Annotated in this window: 18 protein-coding genes; 8 read left to right on the plus strand and 10 right to left on the minus strand. The window is 74.4% G+C overall.

All coding sequences use genetic code 11. The annotated features are described in order from the left end of the window. Position 1 precedes the first annotated feature (1 nt). Positions 2-1,300 carry an MFS transporter gene (locus AC0VX0_RS09070; protein WP_052007026.1) on the minus strand — a complete coding sequence of 433 codons (1,299 nt, stop codon included), beginning with the start codon at positions 1,298-1,300 and terminating at the stop codon, positions 2-4. Positions 1,301-1,365: 65 nt separating this feature from the next. Here AC0VX0_RS09070 and AC0VX0_RS09075 point away from each other — a divergent pair, with 65 nt between their 5' ends. The 6 genes from AC0VX0_RS09075 to AC0VX0_RS09100 all read left to right on the plus strand — a co-directional run bounded on the left by AC0VX0_RS09075 (position 1,366) and on the right by AC0VX0_RS09100 (position 10,187). After that, positions 1,366-2,856, plus strand: a complete 1,491-nt coding sequence (locus AC0VX0_RS09075; RefSeq protein WP_073116745.1) for an NCS2 family permease — start codon at positions 1,366-1,368, stop codon at positions 2,854-2,856. A gap of 103 nt (positions 2,857-2,959) precedes the next feature. Further along, positions 2,960-5,206: a S9 family peptidase gene (locus tag AC0VX0_RS09080; protein ID WP_475451548.1), complete on the plus strand. Its 2,247-nt coding sequence runs from the start codon at positions 2,960-2,962 to the stop codon at positions 5,204-5,206. A gap of 170 nt (positions 5,207-5,376) precedes the next feature. Continuing rightward, positions 5,377-6,360 (plus strand): 1,4-dihydroxy-2-naphthoyl-CoA synthase, encoded by a 984-nt coding sequence (locus AC0VX0_RS09085; protein WP_051995303.1) that lies wholly within the window; start codon positions 5,377-5,379, stop codon positions 6,358-6,360. Positions 6,361-6,391: 31 nt separating this feature from the next. Then, positions 6,392-7,957, plus strand: coding sequence for an aspartate:alanine exchanger family transporter (locus AC0VX0_RS09090; RefSeq protein WP_036382950.1), 1,566 nt, complete (start codon positions 6,392-6,394; stop codon positions 7,955-7,957). 48 nt (positions 7,958-8,005) lie between these two features. Further along, a complete protein-coding gene (locus AC0VX0_RS09095; protein ID WP_002856349.1) occupies positions 8,006-9,187 on the plus strand; it encodes an AMP-binding protein in 1,182 nt (393 codons plus the stop codon). A 127-nt stretch (positions 9,188-9,314) separates the two neighbouring features. Beyond that, positions 9,315-10,187, plus strand: coding sequence for a 1,4-dihydroxy-2-naphthoate polyprenyltransferase (locus AC0VX0_RS09100; protein WP_002856348.1), 873 nt, complete (start codon positions 9,315-9,317; stop codon positions 10,185-10,187). A gap of 57 nt (positions 10,188-10,244) precedes the next feature. Here the strand turns inward: AC0VX0_RS09100 and AC0VX0_RS09105 are convergent, their stop codons facing one another. Further along, the gene (locus AC0VX0_RS09105) at positions 10,245-10,520 is read right to left on the minus strand and encodes a DUF4229 domain-containing protein (protein ID WP_002856347.1); all 276 of its coding nucleotides are present in this window, start codon (positions 10,518-10,520) and stop codon (positions 10,245-10,247) included. Positions 10,521-10,589: 69 nt separating this feature from the next. On the opposite strand from AC0VX0_RS09105, the gene AC0VX0_RS09110 reads away from it, so the two are divergent. Further along, on the plus strand, positions 10,590-10,994 hold the full coding sequence (locus AC0VX0_RS09110) for a PLDc N-terminal domain-containing protein (protein ID WP_049159041.1): 405 nt from the start codon (positions 10,590-10,592) through the stop codon (positions 10,992-10,994). Positions 10,995-11,009: 15 nt separating this feature from the next. Here the strand turns inward: AC0VX0_RS09110 and ccsB are convergent, their stop codons facing one another. From ccsB to AC0VX0_RS09135, 5 genes are all read right to left on the minus strand, one after another. Then, on the minus strand, positions 11,010-12,107 hold the full coding sequence (ccsB, locus tag AC0VX0_RS09115) for a c-type cytochrome biogenesis protein CcsB (RefSeq protein ID WP_044658895.1): 1,098 nt from the start codon (positions 12,105-12,107) through the stop codon (positions 11,010-11,012). 2 nt (positions 12,108-12,109) lie between these two features. Next, positions 12,110-13,807 (minus strand): cytochrome c biogenesis protein ResB, encoded by a 1,698-nt coding sequence (gene resB, locus AC0VX0_RS09120; RefSeq protein WP_475451552.1) that lies wholly within the window; start codon positions 13,805-13,807, stop codon positions 12,110-12,112. Further along, positions 13,804-14,559 carry a cytochrome c biogenesis CcdA family protein gene (locus AC0VX0_RS09125; protein ID WP_036334702.1) on the minus strand — a complete coding sequence of 252 codons (756 nt, stop codon included), beginning with the start codon at positions 14,557-14,559 and terminating at the stop codon, positions 13,804-13,806. Before AC0VX0_RS09125 ends, resB begins: the two co-directional genes overlap by 4 nt. Before the next feature lie 16 nt (positions 14,560-14,575). Continuing rightward, the gene (locus AC0VX0_RS09130; protein WP_002856341.1) at positions 14,576-15,187 is read right to left on the minus strand and encodes a TlpA family protein disulfide reductase; all 612 of its coding nucleotides are present in this window, start codon (positions 15,185-15,187) and stop codon (positions 14,576-14,578) included. A gap of 153 nt (positions 15,188-15,340) precedes the next feature. Next, on the minus strand, positions 15,341-16,015 hold the full coding sequence (locus AC0VX0_RS09135) for a histidine phosphatase family protein (RefSeq protein ID WP_002856340.1): 675 nt from the start codon (positions 16,013-16,015) through the stop codon (positions 15,341-15,343). 125 nt (positions 16,016-16,140) lie between these two features. Between AC0VX0_RS09135 and AC0VX0_RS09140 the strand changes: the two genes are divergently transcribed. Further along, positions 16,141-16,881, plus strand: coding sequence for a Bax inhibitor 1 family protein (locus AC0VX0_RS09140; RefSeq protein ID WP_002856339.1), 741 nt, complete (start codon positions 16,141-16,143; stop codon positions 16,879-16,881). 6 nt (positions 16,882-16,887) lie between these two features. Here AC0VX0_RS09140 and AC0VX0_RS09145 read toward each other — a convergent pair whose 3' ends face one another. From AC0VX0_RS09145 to AC0VX0_RS09155, 3 genes are all read right to left on the minus strand, one after another. Then, on the minus strand, positions 16,888-17,157 hold the full coding sequence (locus tag AC0VX0_RS09145) for a glutaredoxin family protein (protein WP_002856337.1): 270 nt from the start codon (positions 17,155-17,157) through the stop codon (positions 16,888-16,890). Positions 17,158-17,251: 94 nt separating this feature from the next. Next, positions 17,252-17,350: a 30S ribosomal protein bS22 gene (locus tag AC0VX0_RS09150; RefSeq protein ID WP_005504750.1), complete on the minus strand. Its 99-nt coding sequence runs from the start codon at positions 17,348-17,350 to the stop codon at positions 17,252-17,254. 163 nt (positions 17,351-17,513) lie between these two features. Further along, the gene (locus AC0VX0_RS09155) at positions 17,514-18,767 is read right to left on the minus strand and encodes an acetoin utilization protein AcuC (protein ID WP_002856333.1); all 1,254 of its coding nucleotides are present in this window, start codon (positions 18,765-18,767) and stop codon (positions 17,514-17,516) included. Between the last annotated feature and the right edge of the window lie 42 nt (positions 18,768-18,809).

Below are 18,809 nucleotides of genomic sequence, written 5' to 3' on the forward strand. Positions count from 1 at the left end.
GTCAGCGGGGGCGCACGACGACGGGCGGCGGGTCCGCCACAGCCCCAGGCCCGCGCGGCAGCACCGCGGCGAACACGACCGCTCCGACACCGCAGACGACCGCGAGGGAGCCGACGCCGACGGCCAGCCCGGCCGCGGCGGTCGCCCCGGAGAGCAGCAGCGGCCCGGCGAGCATCCCCGCGTCGGACATCGAGCGCCACAGACCGAGGAACGGGGCGCGCGCGTTCGGCGGCGAGTGGTCCGCCCCGAGGGTCATCACGATCCCCGCGCCGAAGCCGTTGCCGATGCCCAGCAGCACCGCCGCCGCCGCGAACGCCGTCGGCTCCCGGGTGAGGCTGATCGCCAGGAACCCCGCCCCCAGCAGGGTCAGGCACGGCACCGCCACAGCGCGCCGGCCGAAGCGGTCCATGAGCCGACCCGAGGGGTAGAAGAGCAGCAGGTCCGCCGCGCCGGCCAGGCCGAAGACGAGCGACGCCGTCGCCGCGTCCAGGCCCAGGTGCGTGGCCCACAGCGGGATGACGGCGTTGCGCGCCGCGCGGGCGGCGGAGACGGCCACGACACCGAAGCCGGCCGTGAGCAACGCCCCGCGCCGGGCGCGCGCCACGTCCAGCAGCCGGGGTCGACCGGCCGGGCCGGGCTCCTCCCCCGCCGCCGGATCGGACGCCGGCACCGGCAGATCCCGGATCCGCAGGCACAGCAGGGCGCCGACGGCCATGGCCGCGGCGGCCGCGGCGAACGCGCCGTCCAGCCCGAGCGGGGCCTGCGCGGCGGCACCCAGGAACGGGCCCAGGAACGTCCCGATCCGCACGGTCCCGCCGAGCGTGGACATCGCGCGGGCCCGGTGCGTGGCCGGCACCGCCACCGCCAGGTACGCCTGGCGGGCCAGGTTGAACCCGGCCCCGGCCATGCCCACGGCGAGCACCGCGGCCAGGAACAGCGCCAACCGCCCCGGCTCGGCCACCCCCGCCGCCGAGGGCCCGGAGGACACCCCGGCCGTCGTCGCCCAGGCCAGACCCGCGCCGACCGTGCCGAGCCCGGCGGAGACGACCATGGTGACCCGCTCCCCCGCCCGGGCCGCGAGCGCCGAGGCCGGCCCGTTGGCCACGAGCGAGCCGAGCCCCACCAGCAGCACGACGGCGGCCGCCCGCGCCGCGTCCAGGCCGAGGGCCAGCGCCGCCACCGCGAGCGCGGGCGTCATGGCGCCCAGGCCGACGGCGTAGACGGTGGAGGGGGCGTAGATCTGCACGGCGTCGCGCAGCGCCTCCCGGGTGCGGGCGGCGGAGGCGGAGCGGGGACGCATGCCCGCGAGCGTAGCGGGACGGCACGCGCGCCATCGTCGTGGGACCGGGTCACTACGCTGGTGCCATGGCCTCCCGCACCGCCTCTCCACCGCCCTCGCCCGCCCCGTCCACCGCCGCTCCCCGCGGCGCCCTGGACCGGTACTTCCGCATCACCGAGCGCGGCTCGTCGGTGGGCCAGGAGTTCCGCGGCGGCCTCGCCACGTTCCTGGCGATGAGCTACATCGTGGTGCTGAACCCGCTGATCCTGTCCGGGCCCGACTCGGCCGGGAACACCCTGGGCATCCCCGCCGTGGCCGCCGTCACCGCGCTCGTGGCGGGCGTCATGACCATCGTCATGGGCGTGTGGGCGCGGCACCCGTTCGCGGTGGCCGCGGGCCTGGGCGTCTCCGCGTTCGTCTCCATCACCATCGCCACGACGCCGGGGCTCACCTGGCCCCAGCTGATGGGCCTCGTCACCCTCGCCGGTCTCGTGATGCTCCTGCTCGTGGTCACCGGCTTCCGCCGCGCCGTGTTCGACGCGGTCCCGGAGGCGCTGAAGTCCGGCATCGTGGTGGGCATCGGCCTGTTCATCGCGCTGATCGGCCTCGTCAACGCCGGGTTCGTGCGGCGGCTGCCGGACGCCGCCGACACCACGGTCCCGGTGGGCCTGGGCACGGGCGGCGAGCTCGAGGGCTGGCCCGTGCTGGTCTTCGTCGTCGGGCTGCTGCTGACCGCGGTCCTCGTGATCCGCAAGGTGCGCGGCGCCATCCTGATCGGCATCGTCGCGGCGACGATCCTCGCCAACGTGCTGGAGGCCGTGTTCCACATCGGCCCCTCCGTGGACGCCGACGGGAACGCCGTGCCCACCGGCTGGTCCCTGATCGCCCCCTCCCTGCCCGAGTGGACCGCCCCGGACCTGCACCTGCTCGGCAGCGTGGACCTGTTCGGCGCCTTCACCTCCGTGGGCGGGCTGATGGCCTCCCTGCTCGTGTTCGCGATCCTGCTCTCCGTGTTCTTCGACGCGATGGGCGTCTCCGTGGGCCTGGCCCGCGAGGCCGGCACCGTGAACCCGGACGGCTCCATCCCCGACCTGAACCGGGTGCTCGCCGCGGACGCGCTCGCGGTCGCCGTGGGCGGCGGCGCCTCCGGCTCGGCGCACCAGATCTTCGTGGAGTCCGGCACCGGCATCGGCGAGGGCGCCCGGACCGGCCTGGCCTCCGTGTTCACCGGCCTGTTCTTCCTCGCGGCCGTGTTCCTCTCCCCGCTCATCCACCTCGTGCCGTTCGAGGCCGTGGCCCCCGCGCTCGTGGTGGTCGGGTTCATGATGTGCCAGCACGTGGTGCAGATCGACTGGTCCGACCCGGGCGCGGCCTTCCCCGCGTTCCTCACGTTCATCCTCATGCCGTTCACCTACTCGATCGTCAACGGCATCGGCGCCGGCGTGGTGGCCTACGCGGTGATCCGCACGGGCCAGGGCCGCGGCCGCGAGGTGCACCCGCTGCTGTGGTTCGTGGCGCTCGCGTTCGTCGCGTACTTCGGGCTCGGCGTGGTCCGGGCGGCGCTCGGCCTGAACTGACCCGCCACCCCCGACGGCGGCGCACCGGACCGGTGCGCCGCCGTCGTCGTGTGCGGCGCGGGGGTGTCGGCCCCGCCCCGCGCGGCGTGATGGGATGGGCCGCATGCCCCAGACCACTACGCACGCCCCCGTCCCGCCGTCCGTTGCCGCCGAGCCCGTGACCCGCCGCCACCACGGCCACACGTTCCAGGACGACTTCGAGTGGCTGCGCGGCAAGGCGGAGCCCCGCGTGCTCGAGCACCTGGCCGCCGAGAACGCGTACACCGAGGCCGTGACCGCGGACCAGGCGCCGCTGCGCGAGGCGATCGTCGGCGAGATCAAGGCCCGCACGGTGGAGACGGACCGCTCCGTGCCCGCCCGCCGGGACGGGTGGTGGTACTTCGTGCGCACCCGCGAGGGCGCCGAGTACCCGATCCACTGCCGCGTGCCCGCACGCGACACCGGTGACCTCGAGGCCGACTGGACCCCGCCCGTCATCACCCCGGACGCCGCCCTGCCGGGCGAGCAGGTGATCCTGGACGGCAACGCCGAGGCCGAGGGCCACCCGTTCTTCGCGCTCGGCGGCCTGCACATCAGCCCGGACGCCACCCGGGTGGCCTACGCCGTGGACCACACCGGCGACGAGCGCTTCACCCTGCGCGTGCGCGAGATCGCCACGGGCGAGGACCTGCCGGACGCGGTCGAGAACGTGGCCCACGGCGTCCGCTTCGACCGCTCGGGCACCCGCGTGTTCTACACCGTGTGGGACGACTCGTGGCGGCCGTACCAGGTCAAGGCGCACGTGCTCGGCACCGACCCGGCCGAGGACGTGCTCCTGCACGAGGAGGCCGACCCGGGCATGTGGACCGGCTTCGAGGGCGTCGCCGACCGCACCCAGCTGCTGATCGGCGTCGGCAACTCGGAGGTCTCCGAGACCCTCGTGGTCGATCTGCCGGAGGACCCCGCCGCACCCCTGCCCGCCCCGCGCGTGCTGATCCCCCGCGCGTGGCGGATGCTCGCCGACGTCGAGCCCGTCACCGACGCCGACGGCGTCCGCCGGCTGCTCGTGGTCCACGACCGCGCCCTGGACGACGACGGCGCCCCCGTCGCCGCGCCCAACGGGATGCTCTCGGTGGTCGCCGAGGCGGACGTCGCCGACCGCGGCGCCTGGCGCACGGTCGTCCCGCACCGCGAGGACGTGAAGGTCGACGGCGTCATGGTCACCCTGACCCACGCCGCCCTGGCCGTGCGCCGGGAGACGACCCCGCGCGTCGTCGTCGCCGAGCTGGACGCCGTGCTGGCCGGACAGGCCGCGCACTGGCGCGAGCCCGCGTTCGACGAGGAGCTCTACGCGTGCCATCTGTCCGCGACGGCGGCCGAGTCCCCGTTCCTGCGGCTGGCCTACACGTCCTGGATCACGCCCGCGCGCGTGCTGGACGTCTCGGCGGCGACAGGCGAGGTGCACCTGCGCCGCGAGACGGAGGTGCCCGGCTACGACCCGGCCGACTACGTGGCCGAGCGGGTGTGGGCGCCGGCCTCCGAGCCGTCGTCGGTGACCGGGGAGGACGTGCGGATCCCCGTCACCGTGATCCGGCACCGCGACGTGAAGCCGGACGGGACGGCCCCGTGCGTGGTGTACGGCTACGGCTCCTACGAGATGTCCATGGACCCCGTGCTGGGCGTGGCCCGGCTGTCCCTGCTGGACCGGGGCGTGGTGTTCGCGGTCGCGCACGTGCGCGGCGGCGGCGAACTGGGCCGGCGCTGGTACGAGGACGGCAAGAAGCTGGCCAAGCGGCACTCCTTCACGGACTTCGTGGACGCCACCCGGCACCTCGTGGACCTCGGCTGGGCGGACCCGGCGCGCGTGGCCTGCATGGGCGGCTCGGCCGGCGGCCTGCTCATGGGCGCGGTGCTGAACCTCGCGCCGGAGCTGTACCGGGCGTGCCTGGCCGTGGTGCCGTTCGTGGACGCGCTCACCACCATCCTCAACCCGGAGCTGCCGCTGTCCGCGCTCGAGTGGGAGGAGTGGGGCAACCCGATCGAGGACGCGGCCGTGTACGAGGCCATGCGCGCCTACACCCCGTATGAGAACGTGCGGGGGGTGGACTACCCGGCGATCGCGGCCGTGACGAGCCTGAACGACACCCGCGTGCACTACGTCGAGCCGGCCAAGTGGGTGGCCCAGCTGCGGCGGACGGTGACGAGCGACCAGGCCACGCCCCTGGCCGAGGGCGGCGCCCCGATCCTGCTGCGCACCGAGATGGACGGCGGCCACGGCGGCGCGTCCGGCCGATACCAGGGCTGGGAGGACACCGCGTGGGAGTACGCGTTCCTGCTGACGGCGCTGGGGGCCACGGCGCGGATCGTCTGAGCCGGGGTGGGCCCTCCGTCAGCCCGCGAGCCAGTCGATTCGGCGGTGCACCGCGCGCGAACCAGAGAGTACTGCTGTCAGAACGGCCCTGGAACGACCGAATTGTCTGGCTCGCAGAGGAGGCGGGCGGCTCGCCCCCGGCTCGCCCGGCGGGCCTAGACTCGGGCCCCATGAGCACCCCGCAGCCCGACGCCGCCCGCCCCGACCGCGACCGCCTGCCCGAGCAGGTCTCCGACATCTTCGACCCCACGCGCTGGCGCGTGGTCGAGGGCTTCGACTTCGAGGACCTGACCTACCACCGCCAGGTGGAGCGCGACGCCGACGGCCGCTGGGTGCGCGACCTGCCCACGGTGCGCATCGCCTTCGACCGCCCCGAGGTCCGCAACGCGTTCCGGCCCGGCACCGTGGACGAGCTCTACCGCGCTCTCGACCACGCCCGCATGACCCCGGACGTGGGCACGGTGCTGCTCACCGGCAACGGCCCCTCCCCCAAGGACGGCGGCCACGCGTTCTGCTCCGGCGGGGACCAGCGCATCCGCGGCCGCGACGGCTACCGCTACGCCGAGGGGGAGACGGCCGAGACCATCGACCCGGCCCGCGCCGGACGCCTCCACATCCTCGAGGTCCAGCGCCTGATGCGCACCTCCCCCAAGGCGATCATCGCCGTCGTGAACGGCTGGGCGGCCGGCGGCGGCCACTCGCTGCACGTGGTCGCGGACCTGACCCTCGCCTCCCGCGAGCACGGGAAGTTCAAGCAGACGGACGCCACCGTGGGCTCCTTCGACGCCGGCTACGGCTCGGCCCTGCTCGCCCGGCAGGTGGGCCAGAAGCGCGCCCGCGAGATCTTCTTCACGGCGCGCGAGTACTCGGCCGAGGAGATGGTGGCCATGGGCGCGGTGAACGAGGCCGTGGACCACGAGCGCCTCGAGGAGGTCGCCCTCGAGTACGCCGCGGACATCAACCGTCAGTCCCCGCAGGCCCTGCGCATGCTCAAGTTCGCGTTCAACCTTCCCGACGACGGCATGGCCGGCCAGCAGGTCTTCGCCGGCGAGGCCACGCGCATGGCCTACATGACGGACGAGGCCGTGGAGGGCCGGGACGCGTTCCTGCAGAAGCGCGACCCGGACTGGTCCGCCTTCCCGTACCACTTCTGACCGACCGCCACGGCAGGACGGGGACCCGCCCATGCTCGCACTGCTCAACGACCAGCCCATCCTCGTCCTCATGGCCACCGTCGCCCTGGGCGCCGCCGTCGGCACCATCCCCCTGGGCAAGATCCGCCTCGGCGCCTCGGGAGCACTGTTCGTGGGCCTGCTCGTCGGGGCGGTGCTGCCCGACGTCGGCGACCGGCTGGCCCTGTTCCAGAGCTTCGGCCTGGCCCTGTTCGCCTACCTGATCGGGCTCGGCGCCGGCAAGGTGTTCTTCCGGGACCTGCGCCGCAACCTGCCCCTGATGCTGGCCGCCGTCGTCGTGGTGATCCTCACCGCCTTCACGGTGCACCCGCTGGCCGCGCTGCACAACCTGGACCTGCCGACGGCGATCGGCGTGTGGACGGGTTCGCTCACCGCGACGCCGGCGATGGCGCTGGCGAACCAGCTCACCGGCGGGCAGGCCCCGGCCGTGGGCTATGGGCTTTCCTACCTGGTGGGCGTGGTCGGCACCATCATCGCGATCACCCTGCTCGCCGCCCGCCCGTGGAGCAGTTCCCCGCGCGATCCGGCGCCGGTGACCGACGGCAAGCTGCGCTTCACCGCCGCGGTCGCCACCTCCGCCCTCGCCGTGCGGGAGATCCCCGGGATCTCCGAGGGGCTGGTGCGCGTGGTGGCGCTGCGCCACGGCGGCGTGGCCCGGATCGCCGGCTCCGCCGACCGGATCGAACCCGGGGACGAGGTCGTCCTGGACGGCACGGAGAAGAACATCGACGCGGCCGTGCAGGCCTTCGGCCGCCGCACCGGCGCCGACCCGGCGCGGGTGATGAACCCGCTGCAGACCTCCATGGTCATCGTCACCGCCCGCGCCCTGGCCGATCGCCGCCTGGGCACGCTGTCCCTGCGCGAGCGCTTCGGCACCGACGTCGCCCGGCTGCGGCGCGACGACGTCGAGTCGCTGGCCACCCCGCAGACCGAGCTCAAGGTCGGCGACCGGGTGCTCATCGTGACCACCGCGCCGCGGATGGAGGCGGTGCGCGACTTCTTCGGCAACTCGACCCGCGGGCTCTCGAACCTGGACTGGATCTCCCTGGGCACGGGCATGGCGCTGGGCTACCTGCTGGGCATGGTGACAATCCCGCTTCCGGGCGGGGCCTCCTTCTCCCTCGGCCCGGCGGCCGGGTGCATCCTCGTCGGCCTCGCCCTCGGTGCGATCGGCCGAACGGGACCCACGGTGTGGGAGCCGTCCACGGAGATCGCGCTGACGCTGCGGCAGTTCGGCCTCATGCTCTTCCTGGGCGTGGTGGGCCTGGCCGCCGGCCCGGCGTTCATCGAGACGGTGTTCACCCGGGTCGGCGGGCTGGCCATCCTGATGTCCGCCGTGCTCACCGCGCTGACCGCGGCCCTGCTCATCGCCGCGGCACGGCTGCTGGGGCAGTCCGTGGATCGCACCTACGGGGCGCTGGCGGGCATCACGGGCCAGCCGGCGATCCTGGACTACGCGCTCTCCCGGTCCACCGACGCCCGCGTGACCGAGGGGTACGCCCAGCTGTTCGCGCTGATCATGGTGGTCAAGATCGCCACCGTGCCGTTCATGCTCTGACCGGCCGGGCGGATCCGTCCGACCGTCGGGCCTCCTACACTCGGGGCCATGCCCGCCACCGCCGATGCCCTCGCCCGCGCCACGGACGCCCTCGCGGCGGCCTTCGGCGGCGGCGCCCCCGTTGAGCTGACCGCCGACGGCGCCGCGCTCCCCCGACCCGAGGCCCGCGACCCGCGCCGCTGCGGGGACCCGGAGGCCGTCGCCGTGGTGCGCACCTCCGGGTCCACGGGCACGCCGAAGCAGATCGTCCTGACCGGCGCGGCCCTGCGCGCCTCGGCCGCGGCCACGGCCCGGCGGCTCGGCGGCGAGGGGGCGTGGCTGCTGGCCCTCGGCGTGCACTACGTGGCCGGGCTCGCCGTGCTCTCCCGCTCGATCGCGGCCGGGACCGCACCCGTGGCCCTGCCACCGGGCCCGTTCACGCCCGCGGCGTTCGCCACCGGGGCGGCCGCCCTGCCCGGCGACGCCGGCCCCCGGCTCGTCTCGCTCGTCCCCACCCAGCTCGCCCGCCTCCTCGCGGCCGACGCCGACCCGGCCGGACGGGCGGCCCTGCGCTCCTTCGACCGCGTGCTCGTGGGCGGCGCTCGGCTCGATCCCGCGTTGCGGGCCGCGGCCGAGGCGGCGGGGGTGCGCCTCACCGCCACCTACGGCATGGCCGAGACGTGCGGCGGCTGCGTCTACGACGGCGTGCCGCTGCCCGGCGTCACCGTCGCGGTGGCCCCGGACGACCCCGACGCCCCGCCGCGCGTGCGCCTGGCCGGACCCATGGTGGCGGCCGGCTACCTCGACGACCCCGCCCGCACCGCCGCACACTTCGTCCCCGCCGCGGACGGCGCCCGCGCCTTCCTGACCGAGGACACGGGCGTGCTCTCCCCCACCGACGACGGCGGCGTGCGGCTGGCCGTGACCGGTCGCCTGGACGACGTCGTCATCACGGGCGGGGTGAAGGTGTCCGCGGCGGCGGTGACCGCGGTGCTCGAGGCGCACCCGGGCGTCGCGGCGGCCCACGTGGCCGGCGTACCGGATCCCGAGTGGGGCGCCCGGCTGTGCGCCGCCGTCGTGCCCGCCGACCCGGCCGCGGCCCCGGACGAGGCCGTCCTGCGCGCCCACGTGCGCGAGGCGCTGGGTGCGGCCGCGGTGCCCAAGACGTGGCTCGTCCTCGACGCCCTGCCCCTGCTCTCCACCGGCAAGACCGACCGGCAGGCCCTGGCCGCCCGGTTCACCGCCGGCTGAGCGCCGCCCCGCCCGCGTGGGAGAATGACCCGGGCCCGACCGACGTCGGGCCTCGGCCGCGCGCCGCCGTCGACCCGGCCCGCCGCGCGCCGCTGCCCACCCCGCTCCCCAGGAGGAACCCCCGCCCATGGCCGCCACGCTCTCCCAGTGGGTCGCCGCCGCGCGCCTGCGCACGCTGCCCATGGCGATCGCCCCCGTGATCGTCGGTTCGGCCGCCGCCGCGGAGCTCGGCTCCTTCCACCTCGGCGCGGCGCTGCTGGCCCTCGTGGTGTCGCTCGCGCTGCAGATCGGCGTGAATTACGCCAACGACTACTCGGACGGCATCCGCGGCACCGACGACGAGCGCGTCGGCCCCTTCCGGCTCACCGTCTCCGGGCTCGTGCCCGCGGCCCGGGTGAAGCAGGCGGCCTTCGCGTTCTTCGGCCTCGCCGGGCTGGCCGGCCTGGGGCTCATCCTGCTCTCGGGGCACTGGTGGTTCCTGCTGGTCGGTGTCGCCTGCGTGCTGGCCGCGTGGTTCTACACCGGCGGGAAGCGGCCGTACGGGTACCTCGGCCTCGGTGAGGTGTTCGTGTTCGTGTTCTTCGGGCTGGTGGCCGTCCTCGGCACCACGTACACCCAGGCCGACACCGTTAGCGGCCTGGCCTGGGCCGGCGCGATCGGCTGCGGGCTGATCTCCACGGCCCTGCTCATGGTCAACAACATCCGGGACATCCCCACGGACCGCGAGGTCGGGAAGATGACGCTGGCCGCCCGCCTGGGCGACGGACCCGCGCGGGCGTCCTACGGCGTCATGCTGGCCGTCGCCCTGCTGCTGCCGCTGTTCTGGGTGGCGGTGCACCCAGGGCTGCTGCTCGTGCCGATCGGCGGCCTGCTCGCGATCCGGCCGATCCGCACGGTGCTGCGCGCCGATGATCGCCGGGCGCTGATCCCGGTGCTGCGCGCGACCGGCGTGATCGGGATCGTCTACGCGATCACGTTCACCCTCGGCGCGCTGCTCTGAGCCGCACGGGATGACGGCGGCGTCGGCGGAGGCATCCGCCCCGTCGCCCCGCGGGGCTCACTCGCGGAAACGGCCCTCCGTGTAGGCGTCCTCGGCCTCGGCGTCGGCGGTCTCGGTGCGGCCCCGGCGGCCCGGGCGGCCCTCCCACGCGGCGGACAGGTCCTGGGTGGCCCCCGTGCGCAGGCGGCCGAGGAAGAGGTAGCTGACCGCGAACGTCAGGATCGTGGCCGCGATCACCCCGAAGATCATCCCGAGGTCCATCACGTAGTAGAACAGCGCCCACAGGGCGACGAAGACGACCACGCGGACCAGACCGTAGAAGAAGATGCGCACCGGTCCATCCTACGAGGACGAGCTCCCCGCCCGCCCGCCGACCCCACAGCCCGCGCCTAGACTGACGGGATGGGCCGCTTCATCATCCCCGCCGCGATCATCCTCGCGGGCCTGACCCTCTACGCGCTGTTCGAGGCGCTGCTGACCCCCGCCCGCGAGGTGCGCAGCCTGCCGAAGACGGCGTGGGTGGCGGTCATCGTGCTCGTGCCGCTCGTGGGGCCGCTGCTGTGGCTGCTGCTCGGCCGCGCCCGCCCGGCCGGCGCGGGCAGCCGCCCCGCGCCCCGGCCCACCGGGGCCCCGGACGACGACGAGGCCTTCCTGCGCAGCCTGCGCGTGCAGCGCCGCCAGGACGCCCGCGAGCAGGACCTGGACCGCCGCGAGGCCGAGCTGCGCGCCCGCGAGGAGGAGCTGCGCCGTCGTCGGGAGCAGGGCGACGACGACGCCGACCCGGACGGCGACGGCCCGCGCGCCTGAGGTGCCCCGCCGGACTCAGCCGGGCAGACCCGCGTACGAGTGCAGGCCCGGGAAATACGTGTTGACGATCGTGTAGTTGAACACGATGCACAGGAAGCCCACGATGCTCAGCCACGCGGCGCGGGCACCGGTCCAGCCGCGGGTGGCGCGGGCGTGCAGGTACGCCGCGTACACCACCCAGATCACGAAGGTCCAGACCTCCTTGGTGTCCCAGTTCCAGTAGCGGCCCCACGCGGCCTCGGCCCAGATCGCACCGGCGATCAGCGTGAAGGTCCACATGACGAAGCCGACGGCGTTGAGGCGGTAGGACCAGTTCTCCAGCCCCTGCGCGGCCGGCACGAGGCGCAGGAACGCCCACGAGCGCTCGCCCGCCGCAGCGCGCTTCTCCGCGCGGTCCTGCAGCAGCTGCAGCACGGACATCGCGGCGGTCAGCGCGAACAGCGAGCTGGCCAGCACGGCGATGGACACGTGGATGACGAGCCACGGCGTCTGCAGCGGCGGCTGGAGGTGGCCCACCGGCGTCGGGAAGCCCATGGTGGCCGCGCACATCATCGCCACGACGATGCCGGTGACGAACGTGCCCACGAAGCGCAGATCCTTGCGCAAGAGGAACAGCAGGTAGACGGTCGTGATCACGAGCGCGCCCGTGGTCATGAACTCGTACAGGTTGCCCCACGGCACGCGGTAGGCGGCGAGGCCGCGGGCGACGACGGCGAACGCGTGCAGCGCCCAGCCGACGGCCAGCACGGCCACGGCCACGTTGGCGACCGGGCGGCGGCCGCCGCCCGTGTAGTCCATGTCCTCGTCCACGAGGTCGTCGTCCGCGTCGACGCCGGGCTCGGCGGCGGCCGGCCGGGCCGTGTCGGAGTCGCTCGCGCCGACCGCCGTGGACCCGCCGACGGCGACCCCCACGGTCTCGCGGGCCGGAGCGGTGCGCACCTGCCCGCGCTGGGCCGCGAGGTCGGCCTCGAGGCGGCGGATGGTGACCGAGGCGGTGGCCATGTCGATGGTGAACAGGATGAACGCCGCCGCGTACACGAGCGCGGCGATGAGCATGAAGAGGTCGCTGTACAGCGCCAGCTGCTCGTTCACGGGGGCCGTGGGGTTGAACACTGTCAGTCTCCTGATCGGGCGTCGGCGGGGCCGGCGGGGGTCTCGGGGGCGGTGGGGGTGGACTGGGGGGCGGCACCGGCCGCGGCGTCGTCGGCCGTCTCGGTGGCGGCGACGATGGGCCACCACTTCTCCATGGCGGCGCGCAGGGCCACGTGCTCCTCGTGGAGACCGAACTCCTCGCCGCGGGCGAGCAGCGCGTACTCCACGCGGGTGCGGCCGTCGTCGTCGGTGCGGGCACGCACCCACACGCGGCGGCGGCGGACGAACAGACTGATCGCCAGGCCGAGCAGGGCGGTGCCGGCGAACACGCCGACGCCCCACTTGCCCGGGTCGTAGTGGATGTCCAGGCCGACGTAGCGGCGGACGCCGTCGAAGCTGATGGAGCCCTTGCCCTCGGGCAGCTCGTACGTCTGGCCCGGGCTGAGCACGATGCCGCCGTTCTCGTTGGTGCGGCTGTTGAGCTCGGTGAGGGATGCGGTGTCCAGCACGTACACGTTCTGCGGGCGGCCGGTGTCCAGGCCGAGGTCCCCGTAGTACGAGTTCAGCTGCAGCTCCGGGTTGAGCAGCTCGGGGTCCGCGGAGAACGCGGCGCCCTTCTCGTCCTCCACCGCCGTGGGCAGGAAGAAGCCCACGAAGCCCAGCTGGTCCGGCCGCGCGTCGGGGACCTTGATGGTGGCCTGCGAGCCGTAGTTATTGTCGAACACGCGGGTGACCACGGGGCCCTGGAAGGCCACGTCCCCGGCGCCGTCGCGGATGGTCACCACGGGCGCGTAGCCGTTGCCCACGAGGTAGACGCGCACGCCGTCGATGTCCAGCGGGTGGTTGACCTTGAGGACCTCCTGGTGCGGCTCGGCCTCGGTGCCCTCGCGGACCTCCATGACGGCGGTGTAGTCCAGCGGCTGGCCGTAGTGGGTCTCGGACTCGCGGTCGAACACGGCGTCGAAGGAGTTGAGGGTGAGGGAGAACGGCTGGAGGTCGTCCGCGCTGAAGTAGGTGCCGGGGGTGAAGGAGTCGTAGGCCACGAGGTTGTTGGCGAAGCCCTCGCCCTCCACGATGATCTTCTGCCCGCCGTACTTGGTCATGCCGCCGTAGGCCATGAACACGAGCACGCCGATCAGCGAGACGTGGAACAGGATGTTGCCGATCTCGCGCAGGTAGCCGCGCTCGGCGCCCACGGAGGCGCCGCCGTCCTCGAGGCGCCGCTCCACGCGGTAGCGGCGCTTGCGCAGCCACGCCTGGGCTCTGGCCACGGCCTCCTCGGGGCTCGGGCCGCCCTCCTCGAGGACGACGACGCCGGAGGCCGGCAGGCGCGTCAGGTTGCGGGGGGTGCGGGCCGGGGGCTGGCGCAGGGCCTTGGCGTGCTGGATGGCGCGCGGCCACACGCAGCCCACGAGGGAGACGAACAGCAGCAGGTAGATGGCCGAGAACCAGACGGAGTTGTAGACGTCGAAGAACTGCAGGGCGTCCAGGACGGGGCCCCACACGGGGTTGTCCTCGATCCACTGGTCCACGATCTCGGGGCCGGCACGGCGCTGGGGCACGAGGGAGCCGGGCACGGCGGCGACGGCGAGCAGGAGCAGCAGCATGAGCGCGGTGCTCATGCTGGTCAGCTGGGTCCAGATCCAGCGCAGGGTGCCCGCCAGGCCGAGGCGCGGCAGGGTGACGGGCTCGGAGCGCGTCCGGGCGGCCTTGGAGCTCACAGGGGCATCTCCCATTCGTTGGCGAACCACAGCTGCAGCTGCGTGGTCCAGGCGGTCCAGACGCCGGTGACCATGAGCAGGCCCAGCGCGATCAGCAGGGCGCCGCCGAGGCGCATGATCAGCACGCGGTGCCGCGTGAAGAACCCGACCGCCCGCATGCCGCGCTCCATGCCGAGGGCCATGAGCACGAACGGCAGGCCCAGGCCGAGGCAGTAGAGGAAGGCGAGCAGGGCGCCGCGGCCCACGGAGCCGGAGCTGGCCGTGGACATGGCCAGGACGGCGGCCATGGTGGGGCCGATGCACGGCGCCCAGCCCAGGCCGAAGGTCATGCCCAGCAGGGGCGCGCCGACCAGGCCGGCGGCGGGCTTGAAGTGGACGCGGCGCTCCTGCTGAAGCCGGCCGCCGCCGCCGAGGAACACGAGGCCCATGAGCATCACGAGCACGCCGAGCACGGGGGTGACCCAGGCGCCGTCGCGCCGCAGCCAGACCATGGCCTGGGTGAACACCACGGTGATGCCCACGAACACCACGGCGAACCCGAGCACGAACAGCACGGAGCCGAGCACGAGGCGCCCGCGGCGGCGGCTGGTGAGCACGTCCCCGCCGAGGCCGGTGACGTACCCGAGGTAGCCGGGCACGAGCGGCAGCACGCACGGGGAGAGGAAGGAGATCAGGCCGGCCAGCACGGCGATCGGCGCGGCCAGCAGCAGGGAGCCGTCGAGGGCGATCTCGGCGAAGGGGTTGCTCTGCATGGACACGGCGGCCGGGTCAGGCCGCGGCCTCGTCCACCACGGTGGTGAGCAGGGCGCGCAGGGTGGACTCCTCCACGGCGCCGAGCACGCGGGCGGCCACGCGGCCCTCGACGTCCAGGACGAGGGTGGAGGGCACGGCCTGCGGGGGCACGTAGTCGGTCATGTTCAGGAGCACGTCCCCGCGGGCGTCCTCGATGGACGGGTAGGGGATCTCGAAGGTGCGCTCGAAGGCCTGCGCGGTGGTGGCGGTGTCCCGGACGTTCACGCCGAGGAACCGCACCCCCTGCGGGGCGAACTGCTCGTGCAGGGCCACGAGGTGGGGGGCCTCCACGCGGCACGGGGCGCATGCGGCGTACCAGAAGTTCAGCAGGGCCGGGGCGCCGCGCAGGCTCGCGCCGGTCACGGGGGTGCCGTCGAAGAGCTCGGCGGCGAACTCCACGGGGGCGCCGCGCTCGGCGGGGGCGATCTCCAGGACGGAGCCGTCTCCGGCGATGTAGTTCTTGCCGTCCGCGTTGCCGGCCTGCTGCGTCAGCGAGTCGTCCCCCGAGCACGCCGCGAGGACGGGCGCGAGGCCGAGCAGCGAGAGGCCGGTCAGCACGGTGCGACGGGACGGACGGGGGGTCTGCATGGCGGGCTGCCCTCCAGGGGACGCGCGGGGCTGGATTCCGGGGACCTGGGGAGTCTACTGTCCGCCCCGCATTCTGACTGAACCCTGGACGTCACACCCCCACCCCGTGGGAGGCCGCGGACGGCGCCGTCGACGCCGTCCGCCGTCGGGGCCTCAGGCGCCCGGCAGGGAGGAGGCGTCCTTGAGCAGGGCCTGGTTCGGCTCGCGGTACTCGACGCGCGGCACCCGGCGCCCCTCCTCGTACACGAGCGAGGTCACGGAGGTCAGCGAGCACTCGCGGCGGCGCGGGTCGTGCCACAGCGGACGGCCCTCGACGGCCAGGCGCGTCACCCAGATCGGCAGCTGGTGCGAGACGAGCACGGACTCGGCGCCGGGCCCGTCGGCGGCCACGGTCTCGCCGCGGAGCCGGTCGACGACGGCCAGCATCCGGGCGGCCTGCGCGCGGTACGGCTCGCCCCAGGACGGGCGCAGGGGATTGCGCAGCCGGGGCCACAGCCGCGGGTTCCGCTTCAGCGACGCCGCCACCTGGGACATGCCCTCGAAGGCGTTCTCCGCCTCGATCAGGTCCGGCTCGGTGACCAGCGGCAGGTCGAACGCGGCCGCGATGGGCGCGGCGGTCTGCTGCGCGCGGGTCAGCGGGGAGGCGGCGACGACGGCGGGCGCCCGGCCGGTCTGCGCGGCGCGCTCCTCGAACCACGCGGCCACGCCCCGGGCCATCTCGTGGCCGAGCTCCGAGAGCCCGAACTCCGGCAAGCGGCCGTAGAGGACACGATCGGGGTTGTGGACTTCTCCGTGGCGGACCAGGTGGACGGTGGCGAGCGTCTGCATGGGGCAAGTCTGGCAGAGGCGGACCGGTGGCCCCGGCGGTAGCGTGGGGCACAGCTCGGCGCGACCGCGCCGCCACCCCCGTCCGCACCGAGGCGCCGCGAGCGTCGGCGTCGCTAGGAGGCCCCATGTCCGGCACCTCGCCCACCGATCCCCACGGCAGCCAGAACCCGTACGGCTCCGACCCGTACGGCGCCGCCCCGCAGGGGCCGACCCCGGGCTCCCCCGACCCGTCGGGCGCGAGCCCGTACGGCCAGAACCCCTACGGCGCACCGCCGGCGGCTCCGTACGGCGCCCCGGGCCAGGCGGGGATGCCCCAGGCCCCCTCCCCCCACGGCCCGGCCGGCTGGCAGTCTCCCGGCCCGGTCGAGCTGCCCCCGCGGCCGCGTTCCCTGACGGCCGCGTTCTGGCTGATCGTCTCGGGCGGCCTCCTGCTGCTGGCGACGACCCTGCTGGCGGCCTTCGCCATCACCCAGCCGGAGGGCCAGGCCGCGATCCAGCAGGAGCTGGACCGGTCCGTCGAGCAGATGAATCTGCCCGCCGACCAGGCGGAGCAGATGCGCGCCATGACGGACGGGATGCTTCCGGCCCTCGCCACGACGGCGGCCGTGTTCGGCGTGCTCGCGTTCCTCGTCTACCTGTGGGTGGCGTTCGCGATCCGCGGCGGCTCGCGCGCCGCGCGCATCGTCGGAACGGTGCTGGCGTCCTTGTCCGTGCTGGTGCTGGTCTCCAACGCGGTGATGGGGGCGTTCAGCTCGCTGGACCTGGTGTGGGTGGGCCTCGGCGTCGCCGGCATCGTGCTCGCCTACCGCCCGGACGCCACGGAGTACATGCGGCTGAAGGCCTGGCAGCGCTTCGCGCGCCGCTGAGCCCGCTCAGGCCCGCGGGGCGTCCAGGAGCCGGCCCAGGCGGGCCGGGTCCACGCGCCAGAAGTCGCGCTGGACGCCGTCGACGAACAGCACGGGCACCTCGTCCGCGAACCGCTCGAGCAGGGCCGGGTGCGCGGCGCCGTCGACGGCCTCCCAGGCCTCGCCCCGCGCGTCGCACACCTGCGCCACCGTGGCCTCGGCGTCGGCGCACAGGTGGCAGCCGGGCTTCACGAGCAGCTGGACGCGGGCGGTGGCGGCGGGCAGGTCGGCGGTCATGGCCCCCACTCTACGGATCGCCGTCCACGACGAAGCCGCCGCCCCCGGAAGGGGACGGCGGCTTCGTCTCGTCAGCGCCCGGAGGGCGCGGGCGTCACTTCTTGTTGCGACGCTGGTGACGGGTCTTGCGAAGCAGCTTGCGGTGCTTCTTCTTCGACATGCGCTTGCGGCGCTTCTTGATCACAGATCCCATGGGGACTCCTTGAATCGGGGCGAGGGTCGGCGGTCGTGGGACCGCAGGCATCCGGGGCGCCGGACACGCCGACCCGCATTCCACCGGATGTGGAACGCCTGGAAACGTTCTCGGCCACAATACCGGCCGCACGGGCCGCGGTCGAACCGGGACGCGGGCCGTCTCAGTCGAACCAGGGGTCCAGCCCGTGCAGCGGGAACACCTCGCGGCGCGTGGCCATGATCGACTGGTCCACCGGGTCGGCCGGGTCGTAGCCCACCTCCCACGAGCGCCACCACACATCCGCGTCCTCGCCCATCACGGTGGGGATCCGCTCGGCGTCGTCCCCCTCGTGCACGGACATGTCCCCGGTCAGCTCGTCCGCGGTGAGGGTCCGGACGTGCTCGATCCAGGCGGCGGGGATCTCGCTCTTCACCGGGATCGGGGTCTGCAGGACGGCGGCGGTCAGGTGGGCCCACGCGCGCGGCACCACCCGCAGCGGGTTGTAGCCGCCGCCCCCGGTGGCCAGCCACCGGCCGTGCGCGAACCGGTCGGCCCAGTCGCCGACGTCGAACGCGAGCTGGCGCTGGCCGTCCACGCTCAGCCGCAGGTCGGCGAGCGGGTCCGTGCGGTGACCGTCGCAGCCGTGCTGGCTGACCAGCACGTCCGGGGCGAACGCCTGCAGCAGCGGGGGGACCACGGCGTGGGCGGCGCGCAGGAAGCCGGCGTCGCCGGTGCGCGGGGGCAGCGCGACGTTCACCGCTGTGCCCTGAGCGGCCGAGCCGCCGATCTCGTTGGCGAAGCCCGTGCCCGGGAACAGGCTGATGCCCGTCTCGTGCAGGGAGATGGTGAGCACGCGGGGGTCGTCGTAGAAGATCGACTGCGTGCCGTCGCCGTGGTGCGCGTCCACGTCGACGTAGGCGACGCGCTCCGCGCCGAGGTCCAGCAGGCGCTGGATGGCCACGGCGCAGTCGTTGTAGATGCAGAACCCGGACGCCGAGGACCGGGCGGCGTGGTGCATGCCGCCGGCGAAGTTCACGGCGCGGTCCACCTCGCCGGACCAGATCGCCTCCGCGGCGACGAGGGAGCCGCCCGCGATCCGGGCGGCGGACTCGTGCAGGTCCGGGAACACGGGACAGTCCTCGGTGCCCAGGCCGAAGCAGCCGTCCTCGTCCGACGACGTCGCCGCGGCCCGGCGCACGGCGGCGACGTACTCGGGATCGTGGACGAGGGCGAGCTGCTCGTCCGTGGCCACGGGCGGCTCCACGATCCGCACGTGGGGCGCGTCCAGCAGGCCGAACGCCTCCACGAGCCGGTGCGTGAGGTCCAGCCGCAGGGGCGCCATCGGGTGCTCCGCGCTGAACCGGTAGCGGAGCAGGCTGGAGTCCCACACCACAGCGGCGGGGGTGGGAGCGGGAGGGGTGGACGTGGTGCTCATCACGGTCCAGCCTAGGGCTCCGGGCGGCACGGTGGCGACGAG

It is taken from the genome of Micrococcus sp. iso_26, from assembly GCF_056172975.1.

What these genes read in the sequence shown, in the direction of transcription:
- AC0VX0_RS09070 (WP_052007026.1), bottom strand. Translation starts at nt 1,300, where the DNA reads ATGCGTCCCCGCTCCGCCTCCGCCGCCCGCACCCGGGAGGCGCTGCGC.
- AC0VX0_RS09075 (WP_073116745.1), top strand. Translation starts at nt 1,366, where the DNA reads ATGGCCTCCCGCACCGCCTCTCCACCGCCCTCGCCCGCCCCGTCCACC.
- AC0VX0_RS09080 (WP_475451548.1), top strand. Translation starts at nt 2,960, where the DNA reads ATGCCCCAGACCACTACGCACGCCCCCGTCCCGCCGTCCGTTGCCGCC.
- AC0VX0_RS09085 (WP_051995303.1), top strand. Translation starts at nt 5,377, where the DNA reads ATGAGCACCCCGCAGCCCGACGCCGCCCGCCCCGACCGCGACCGCCTG.
- AC0VX0_RS09090 (WP_036382950.1), top strand. Translation starts at nt 6,392, where the DNA reads ATGCTCGCACTGCTCAACGACCAGCCCATCCTCGTCCTCATGGCCACC.
- AC0VX0_RS09095 (WP_002856349.1), top strand. Translation starts at nt 8,006, where the DNA reads ATGCCCGCCACCGCCGATGCCCTCGCCCGCGCCACGGACGCCCTCGCG.
- AC0VX0_RS09100 (WP_002856348.1), top strand. Translation starts at nt 9,315, where the DNA reads ATGGCCGCCACGCTCTCCCAGTGGGTCGCCGCCGCGCGCCTGCGCACG.
- AC0VX0_RS09110 (WP_049159041.1), top strand. Translation starts at nt 10,590, where the DNA reads ATGGGCCGCTTCATCATCCCCGCCGCGATCATCCTCGCGGGCCTGACC.
- AC0VX0_RS09125 (WP_036334702.1), bottom strand. Translation starts at nt 14,559, where the DNA reads ATGCAGAGCAACCCCTTCGCCGAGATCGCCCTCGACGGCTCCCTGCTG.
- AC0VX0_RS09130 (WP_002856341.1), bottom strand. Translation starts at nt 15,187, where the DNA reads ATGCAGACCCCCCGTCCGTCCCGTCGCACCGTGCTGACCGGCCTCTCG.
- AC0VX0_RS09135 (WP_002856340.1), bottom strand. Translation starts at nt 16,015, where the DNA reads ATGCAGACGCTCGCCACCGTCCACCTGGTCCGCCACGGAGAAGTCCAC.
- AC0VX0_RS09140 (WP_002856339.1), top strand. Translation starts at nt 16,141, where the DNA reads ATGTCCGGCACCTCGCCCACCGATCCCCACGGCAGCCAGAACCCGTAC.
- AC0VX0_RS09145 (WP_002856337.1), bottom strand. Translation starts at nt 17,157, where the DNA reads ATGACCGCCGACCTGCCCGCCGCCACCGCCCGCGTCCAGCTGCTCGTG.
- AC0VX0_RS09150 (WP_005504750.1), bottom strand. Translation starts at nt 17,350, where the DNA reads ATGGGATCTGTGATCAAGAAGCGCCGCAAGCGCATGTCGAAGAAGAAG.
- AC0VX0_RS09155 (WP_002856333.1), bottom strand. Translation starts at nt 18,767, where the DNA reads ATGAGCACCACGTCCACCCCTCCCGCTCCCACCCCCGCCGCTGTGGTG.